7 protein-coding genes are annotated in these 7,598 nt (G+C 65.4%); 3 read left to right on the top strand and 4 right to left on the bottom strand.

What is annotated here, in order from left to right; all coding sequences use genetic code 11:
- Window positions 1-1,722: gephyrin-like molybdotransferase Glp (gene glp / locus KBT70_RS06190; RefSeq protein WP_296629825.1), on the top strand; the 1,722-nt coding region annotated here is incomplete at its 5' end.
- A gap of 7 nt (window positions 1,723-1,729) precedes the next feature.
- Here the strand turns inward: glp and KBT70_RS06195 are convergent.
- Window positions 1,730-2,737, bottom strand: coding sequence for a KpsF/GutQ family sugar-phosphate isomerase (locus KBT70_RS06195; RefSeq protein ID WP_296629828.1), 1,008 nt, complete (start codon window positions 2,735-2,737; stop codon window positions 1,730-1,732).
- Between the two features lie 158 nt (window positions 2,738-2,895).
- Between KBT70_RS06195 and KBT70_RS06200 the strand changes: the two genes are divergently transcribed.
- Window positions 2,896-4,119, top strand: a complete 1,224-nt coding sequence (locus KBT70_RS06200) for an MFS transporter (protein WP_296629848.1) — start codon at window positions 2,896-2,898, stop codon at window positions 4,117-4,119.
- A gap of 8 nt (window positions 4,120-4,127) precedes the next feature.
- On the opposite strand, the gene KBT70_RS06205 is transcribed toward KBT70_RS06200, so the two are convergent.
- From KBT70_RS06205 to KBT70_RS06215, 3 genes are all read right to left on the bottom strand, one after another.
- Window positions 4,128-5,498, bottom strand: coding sequence for a glutamate--cysteine ligase (locus KBT70_RS06205; protein WP_296629831.1), 1,371 nt, complete (start codon window positions 5,496-5,498; stop codon window positions 4,128-4,130).
- A gap of 63 nt (window positions 5,499-5,561) precedes the next feature.
- Window positions 5,562-6,089, bottom strand: coding sequence for a hypothetical protein (locus KBT70_RS06210; protein WP_296629834.1), 528 nt, complete (start codon window positions 6,087-6,089; stop codon window positions 5,562-5,564).
- The gene (locus tag KBT70_RS06215; protein ID WP_296629838.1) at window positions 6,086-6,817 is read right to left on the bottom strand and encodes a 16S rRNA (uracil(1498)-N(3))-methyltransferase; all 732 of its coding nucleotides are present in this window, start codon (window positions 6,815-6,817) and stop codon (window positions 6,086-6,088) included. Before KBT70_RS06215 ends, KBT70_RS06210 begins: the two co-directional genes overlap by 4 nt.
- Window positions 6,818-6,828: 11 nt before the next feature.
- On the opposite strand from KBT70_RS06215, the gene ubiA reads away from it, so the two are divergent.
- A partial coding sequence (gene ubiA, locus KBT70_RS06220; protein ID WP_296629843.1) for a 4-hydroxybenzoate octaprenyltransferase occupies window positions 6,829-7,598 on the top strand: 770 nt, incomplete at its 3' end.

Consider the following 7,598-nt stretch of genomic DNA (forward strand, 5'->3'; position numbering starts at 1 on the left):
TTCAACGGGGTGAAGCGCGAGATTGCCGACCTGCCGCGCAAGGATACGCGCGCAGGGCATGGCATGGTTGAGCGGCGCGCGGCCGAAGCGCGGGCACCAGGTGCGTTCACCTGCTGGCAGATGGGGGGCGCGGGGGCCGTGGGCGGGCAGGTGCTGACCGGGCTGCCGGTCCTCAACCGGCTCAGGCGCAGGTTCTACGGGCAGGTCTCCGTCTGGCCGTTCGAGGTGTTGGACAAGCCTGTGGCACTGGTCGAGGTCTGGCCGGGCCTCATCAATCCAGCCGTCAAACGGGCCGAGGCGCAGGGCGGCATCCGCGACGCGCATCAGGTGCGCTTGATGGCGCGCGCGCTGGCCCGCATGTCCCCGGACCGGCTGACCGAGATGCTGGCGGTGGATGCGCCCGAGGAGGGCTGGATATTGGGGCTGGGACATGAGGCAGAGTTGATTGCCGCCTGCGACGATCAGCTCAAACCGCCGCCGCTGCGCAACGATTGCTTTGCGCTGCCTGCGGGCGTGGATTGGACGCCGGTCGATGACGCGCTGGCCATGTTGCGCGACCGGCTGCGTCCTGTGGTGGGTCAGACCCGCGCACCTCTGGCGCAGGCGCTCGGCCGCGTGTTGGCAGCCCCTATCACCGCCCCGCGCGCCAACCCGCCCGAGGCGAATACCGCCGTGGATGGCTATGGCTTTGCTCATGCCAGCCTGACCACAGGCGATCAGACCTTGCCGCTCATAGAGGGGCGCGCCGCCGCTGGTGTGCCCTATCCGGGCACCGTGCCGCCCGGTCACGCTGTCCGCGTGCTAACGGGGGCAGCGCTGCCTGCGGGCGTCGATACTGTGATCCTGCAAGAGGATGTGACCTTGGGGGAGGGGCGCATTGCATTTCGCGCAGGCCTCAAACCCGGTGCCAATACCCGCCGCGCGGGCGAGGATGTGGCGGCAGGCGCGCCGGTGCTCGCGCCGGGCCGGGTGATCACCCCTGCCGATCTGGCGCTCTGCGCTGCCGTTGGCCTCTCGGATTTGCCCATCCATGACCAATTGCGCGTGGCGGTCATCTCTACCGGGGATGAGTTGGTCGAACCGGGCGCGCCCGCCCGCGAGGGGCAGATCTATGATGCCAATCGTCCGATGCTTTTGGGCCTTGTGCAACAGATGGGCTATGGCCCGCTTGATCTGGGGCGGATTGGCGATGATCGCGCGGCCTTGCGTGCGGCCTTTGATCGTGCCGCCGAAAATGCCGATGCGATCCTCACCTCTGGCGGGGCTTCGGCGGGGGATGAGGATCACGTATCGGCGCTGCTGAATGAGGCGGGGGCGATGGCCCAATGGCGGATTGCGCTCAAGCCGGGGCGCCCATTGGCGCTTGGTCTCTGGCGGGGTGTGCCGGTCTTTGGCCTGCCGGGCAATCCGGTGGCGGCGCTCGTCTGTGCGCTGATCTTTGCGCGGCCTGCGCTGCGGCTCTTGTCCGGGGCAGGGTGGTCCGTGCCGCAGGGATTTCACGTGCCCGCCGGGTTCGGGAAGCGCAAGAAGCCGGGCCGCCGCGAGTATCTGCGCGCGCGTCTCCGCGAGGGTCGAGTCGAGGTTTTCGCCTCGGAAGGGTCGGGCCGGATCAGCGGCCTGAGTTGGGCCGAAGGGCTGGTGGAATTGCCGGATGGGGCCGTGACCATTCAACCGGGTGATCCGGTCCGCTACATTCCCTATGCGAGCTTTCTCAGCGCCTGAGCGGGGGTCACGCGACCCCGGCGCGCAGGATGTCATGGATATGCACGAGGCCGCGCAATTGCCCGGTCTCATCCACCGCAAAGAGCGCGCTGATCTTGTGGGTGTTCATCACGCCCAGAGCCTCTGAGAGTAGCGCCTCGGGCAGGATGCTGCGCGGATTGCGGGTGGCCACCTGTCCGGCGGTGCGCGCCATCAGGTCCGACAGGTTGCGGCGCAAGTCGCCATCGGTGATCACCGCCAAGAGCCGACCCTCCTCGACCACCGCCGCCACGCCAAAGCCCTTGGCGGTCATCTCGATCAAGGTCTCGCCCATCGGGGTCTCTTGGCTGACAATCGGCAGCGCCGTGCCGGTGTGCATGACCGAGGACACGCGCAAAAGCTGCGCGCCGAGTGTGCCGCCGGGGTGAAAGGCGAGGAAGTTCTCGCGCTCAAAGCCGCGCAGACGCATCATCGCCACGGCGAGCGCATCGCCCAAGGCCAGCGTGCAGGTGGTGCTGGTGGTGGGGGCCATGCCGATGGCACAGGCCTCGGGTGCATTGGGCAGGGTCAGCAGGAAATCGGCCTGTTGCCCAAGGGTGCTGTCGGGCTTTTTCGTGATGGCAATGAGCGGGATGGCAAAGCGGCGGCTATGGGCGATGATATCGGCCAGTTCGCGCGTCTCGCCAGAGTTGGAGATCAGGATCAGCGCATCCTGCCGGGTGATCATGCCGAGATCACCATGGCTCGCCTCGCCGGGGTGGACATATTGCGCGGGCGTGCCGGTGCTGGCCATGGTTGCCGCGATCTTGGCGGCGATATGGCCTGATTTGCCCATGCCTGAGACGATGACCCGGCCTTTGACCTCAAGGAGGCGCGTGACAACCGCGTCAAAATCGGCGGGTAGGGCCGCGTGCAGGGCGCTAAGGGCCTCGGCCTCGATCCGGATCACGTCGCGGGCAATCTCGGTCGGGGTCTCGATCTGGGCCGCAGTCTGGGCCGCAGAATTGGACTCGGTGTGGGTCTTGGCGGTTGACATGGGCGGTGCCCTCCTTTTTGCGGCCACTGTTATCCTGTCGCGCGCCCGGGGCCAAGCGCGGGTTGCGGATTGCTGCAAAATGCCGCCGCGTCGATGCCCTTGGCACGCCCCGCGTTTTCCATCTGGTCAGTCGCTGCGCGCCGTCCTATCGTCGCGCCATGAATGCCGATGCCGCCCTTCTTGACAGCCGATACGCTTGGACGCGCCTTGCCGTGTCGCTGGCCATTGCCATGATCGGCAATGTCGGAATGTGGTCGATCATCGTCGTGATGCCCGCCATGCAGGCCGAGTTTGGTGTCGACCGCGCGGCGGCCTCGATGCCCTATACCCTGACGATGATCGGCTTTGCGCTTGGTAATCTCGGGATTGGCCGGGTGGTGGACCGGTTTGGCGTCACCACGGCGCTGATCGGCTCGGCGCTGCTGATTTCCTGCGCCACGGCGTTGGCTGCGATCAGCCCGACGGTGATCCTTCTCTCGAGCCTGCAATTTCTGATTGGCTTTGGCACCGCCGCCAGTTTCGGGCCGCTGATCGCCGATGTCTCGCTGTGGTTTCTCAAGCGGCGGGGGATTGCTGTGGCGATCACGGCAAGTGGCAATTACCTCTCGGGGGCCATCTGGCCGGTGATCCTTGCGGGGATCTTGTCAGAACAGGGATGGCGGGCGGTTTATATGGTGCTGGCGGTCGTGACCGTGGCGGGGGTGATCCCCTTGGCGCTGCTCTTGCGTCGTCGGGTGCCGATTGCGGCGCGGGCCCATGCCGATAGCCTCTCTTCCGCCCGCGCCGGGGCCACGGGCCTCTCGCCGCGCAGTCTGGCGCTGCTTTTGGGCCTCGCCGGGGTGGGCTGCTGCGTGGCGATGTCGATGCCGCAGGTCCATATCGTGAGCTATTGCGTCGATCTGGGCTATGGCCCTGCCGTGGGCTCGCAAATGCTGTCGCTCATGCTTTTGGGTGGGGTCGCCTCGCGCATTGTCTCAGGTCTGTTGGCGGACCGTTTGGGCGGCGTGCGCACGCTCTTGATCGGCTCGGCGCTGCAGTGCCTCGCGCTGTTCCTCTATTTGCCCTCGGGCGGTCTGACCTCGCTCTATATTGTGAGCCTTGTCTTTGGCTTGGCGCAGGGGGGGATTGTGCCCAGCTATGCCGTGATCGTGCGGGAATACATGCCAAGTGCCGAAGCCGGGCGGCGCGTGGGGTTTGTGATGATGGCGACGATTGCCGGGATGGCGATTGGCGGCTGGATGTCGGGCTGGATCTATGACCTGACCGGCAGCTATCACATGGCGTTTCTCAACGGCATTGCGTGGAATTTCCTGAACATCGGGATTATGGTGTTGATCCTGATGCGCACCCGGACGCGGACCGGCAGCCCTCTGCCGGCCTGATCCATATCTCAGTAGCTGTAATCGGCGTAAATCCGGCTCAGATCGCCATTCCAATCGCCATTGTAGCGGTCGAGCAATTCATCGGCCGGGGTCTTGCCCGTCTCGACACTCTCGCGCAGGGCATTGAGGAAATGCGTCTCGTCCGGGATCATGCCGCCGCCGCCAGACCGCGCCCGGGCCTTGAGACCAGCCTCGGAGATGTTGAGCACTGCGCGGGCCAGTTCATGCATGTGGATGTCGCCCACCCGCGCCTGAAGCCCGTCGACACTGGCCGCCACCCGCAGCGCATCGCGCGTCGCGGCATCCCAGCCCTTGCAGATGTCCCATGCCGCGTCCAAGGCGGATTGGTCATACATCAGCCCCACCCAGAACGCGGGCAGCGCGCAGAGCCTGCGCCACGGGCCGCCATCAGCGCCGCGCATCTCCATGAATTTCTTGATCCGCGCCTCGGGGAAGGTGGTGGTCAGGTGATCCGCCCAATCGCTCAGCGTCGGTTTCTCTCCGGGCAGGGCAGGCAGTTCACCGCGCAGGAAATCGCGGAACGATTGCCCCAGAGCGTCGATATACTTGCCGTCGCGATAGACGAAATACATCGGCACATCGAGCGCGTAATCGGCATAGGCCTCGAACCCGAACCCCTCTTCGAACACAAACGGCAACATGCCGGTGCGTGCGGGATCAAGATCGCGCCAGACGCGGGCGCGCCAGCTCTTGTGCCCGTTGATCTTGCCTTCGAAAAAGGGCGAATTGGCGAAGAGGGCTGTGGCCACCGGTTGCAGGGCCAGTGCCACGCGCAGTTTCTGCACCATGTCGGGTTCTGAGGAGAAATCGAGATTGACCTGCACGGTACAGGTGCGGCGCATCATGGTGCGGCCCATGGTGCCGACCTTTTGCATATAGCTGTCCATCAGCTTGTAGCGGCCCTTGGGCATGAGCGGCATGTCGTCATGCATCCAGACCGGGGCGGCCCCCAGACCGATAAAGCCCACGCCCACCTTGTCGGCGATATCCTTGACCTCGCGCAGGTGGTCGTTGACCTCGTCGCAGGTCTGGTGAATTGTCTCCAGCGGCGCGCCAGAGAGTTCCAATTGTCCGCCGGGCTCGAGGCTCACATTCGCCCCGTCTTTTTCCAGCCCGATGAGCTTGCCACCCTCTTCTACAGGGGCCCAGCCATGCACATCGCGTAGCCCTTCGAGCACCGCCAAAATGCTGCGCGGTCCCTCATAGGGAATAGGGCGCTGCGTGTCCTTGCAATAGCCGAATTTCTCGTGCTCGGTGCCAATGCGCCAATCTTTCTTGGGTTTGCAACCACTTGCCAGATATTCGGCGAGTTGCTCATGGCGTTCGATCGGCCCGCCGCCGGATTGTGGGATGGACATGTTCGGGCCTCCTGATCAGGGCATTGTCTCGGGCGACACAGTTGGCGGCAAACGTCAGGACTGTCAATGCAGCCTAAGGTGCGAGGCCATGCTTTGCGATTTCTGCCAGATCACGGTCGGGTGATCGGGCAGGCGGCGCATCTGGGTCAGCATATGTTCGGTGCGCAGGCCGGGCAGGGCGGCGAAGGCGTCAAAGAGCGCTTCGGCCCCTTCGGCGTTGAGCGGGATATGCAGCGCGGGCGCGCCTTGCGTGCTCAGCACCCAATGCGGCGGTTTTCCGGTTGGATCGAGCGTCAGCGCATCGAGATCGCGGATTGCCACCACACCCCCCGTGAGCGGCCCGAAATAGGCGACTTGCCCCTCGTCCACCTGCACCACGCCGGGACCGCCTGCGCCTGCGCGAAACCGCGCCCGTTGCAGCCCCATCAGCAGCACCGCCCCGGCGAGGATCAAGAGCAGATAACCCAGCCATTGCAAGAGACCATAGCTGCCGATCCCCCACCAGAGGCCAAGGATGGCCAGCCCCAGCCCACTCAGCACTTCGCGCCAGCGCCAGAGGGCGGCGCGCGCCTGCGGACGGATAAAGCTCATGTCCAATCCCCCAATGTGGTCTGCCAGAGCGTCATCGCCGCCACCGCCGCCGTATCCGCGCGCAGGATGCGCGGCCCAAGGCTGATGGCGTGGGCCTGCGGCAGGGCGGCCAGGCGCGCGCGCTCGGCTTCCGAGAAACCGCCCTCGGGTCCGATCAGAATGGCCCAAGGCGCGCCGCGCGGCAGATCACGGCTGAGCGTCGCCGCTCGGCCCGCCAGCCCCTCGTCGCAGAACATCACCTGCCGCGCCTCGGGCCAGTCGGCCAGCATCCGGTCGAGACGGTGCAGGTCGCTGACCTCGGGCACAAAGGTGTCGCCGCATTGCTCGGCGGCCTCGACGGCATGGGCCTGAAGCCGGTCCTGCCGGATACGCTCGGCATTGGTAAACTCGGTCTGCACCGGGATGATCCGCGCTGCACCCATTTCGGCGGCTTTCTCGACAATGAAATCGGTGCGCGCCTTCTTGATTGGGGCGAACATCAGCCAGAGGTCGGGCGGATTGCGTTGTGGGCCTGTCTGCTCGACCACCTGCAGGACGCCGCCACGCTTGCCTGCCTCAATCACCTCGGCGCGCCATTCGCCGTGCCGCCCGTCAAAGAGCAAAACCGCATCGCCCACACCCTGCCGCATCACCCCAAAGAGGTAATGCGCCTGCGGCTGCGTCAGAGGAATGGTTTGCCCTTCCCCCAGCGCGTGCTCTACATAAAGCCTGATCTTCGCTATTTTCATGGGGCCAACATATGACCGCAAGGAACCAGACGCCAGAGGCCAGCGGGCAGGTTGCCGATGCCTATGCGGGCAATTGGGTGGATCGTCTGGCCCCTGCGGCCACGCGCCCCTATCTGCGGCTGAGCCGAGCGGACCGGCCGATTGGCACATGGCTCTTGCTCTTGCCGTGCTGGTGGGGCTTGACGCTTGCGATGCTGTCGGACGGGCAGGCGGGGTGGCACGACCTCTGGATCTTCATCGGCTGCGGCCTTGGTGCGTTTCTGATGCGCGGGGCGGGCTGCACATGGAATGACATCACCGACCGGCATATCGACGGGTCCGTGGCGCGCACCGCGTCGCGACCCATCCCGTCGGGGCAAGTCACGGTGCGCGGCGCGCTGATCTGGATGGCGGCGCAGGCGCTGATTGCGTTCGGGATTCTCCTGACCTTCAACACCGCCGCGATTGCGCTTGGCGTGCTGTCGCTCTTGCCCGTGGCGGTCTATCCCTTTGCCAAACGCTTCACCTGGTGGCCGCAGGTGTTTCTCGGCCTTGCTTTCAACTGGGGTGCCCTATTGGCATGGACAGCGCACAGTGGTCGATTAGAGGCGCCTGCGGTGATCCTCTATCTCGCGGGTATTGCCTGGACGCTCTTCTATGACACCATCTATGCCCATCAGGACGCCGAGGATGATGCCCTTATCGGGGTGAAATCCACGGCGCGGCTCTTTGGTGACAATTCGCCCCGCTGGCTGCGGTGGTTTCTGGTGGCGACCGTGTCACTGATGGCGGTGGCGGTCAT

The organism is Roseovarius sp. (assembly GCF_018066915.1).
Taxonomy (GTDB): Bacteria; Pseudomonadota; Alphaproteobacteria; order Rhodobacterales; family Rhodobacteraceae; genus Roseovarius.

Excerpts from the sequence above, each read along its gene's own strand:
- KBT70_RS06195 (WP_296629828.1), bottom strand. The coding sequence starts at position 2,737 with ATGTCAACCGCCAAGACCCACACCGAGTCCAATTCTGCGGCCCAGACT.
- KBT70_RS06200 (WP_296629848.1), top strand. The coding sequence starts at position 2,896 with ATGAATGCCGATGCCGCCCTTCTTGACAGCCGATACGCTTGGACGCGC.
- KBT70_RS06205 (WP_296629831.1), bottom strand. The coding sequence starts at position 5,498 with ATGTCCATCCCACAATCCGGCGGCGGGCCGATCGAACGCCATGAGCAA.
- KBT70_RS06210 (WP_296629834.1), bottom strand. The coding sequence starts at position 6,089 with ATGAGCTTTATCCGTCCGCAGGCGCGCGCCGCCCTCTGGCGCTGGCGC.
- KBT70_RS06215 (WP_296629838.1), bottom strand. The coding sequence starts at position 6,817 with ATGAAAATAGCGAAGATCAGGCTTTATGTAGAGCACGCGCTGGGGGAA.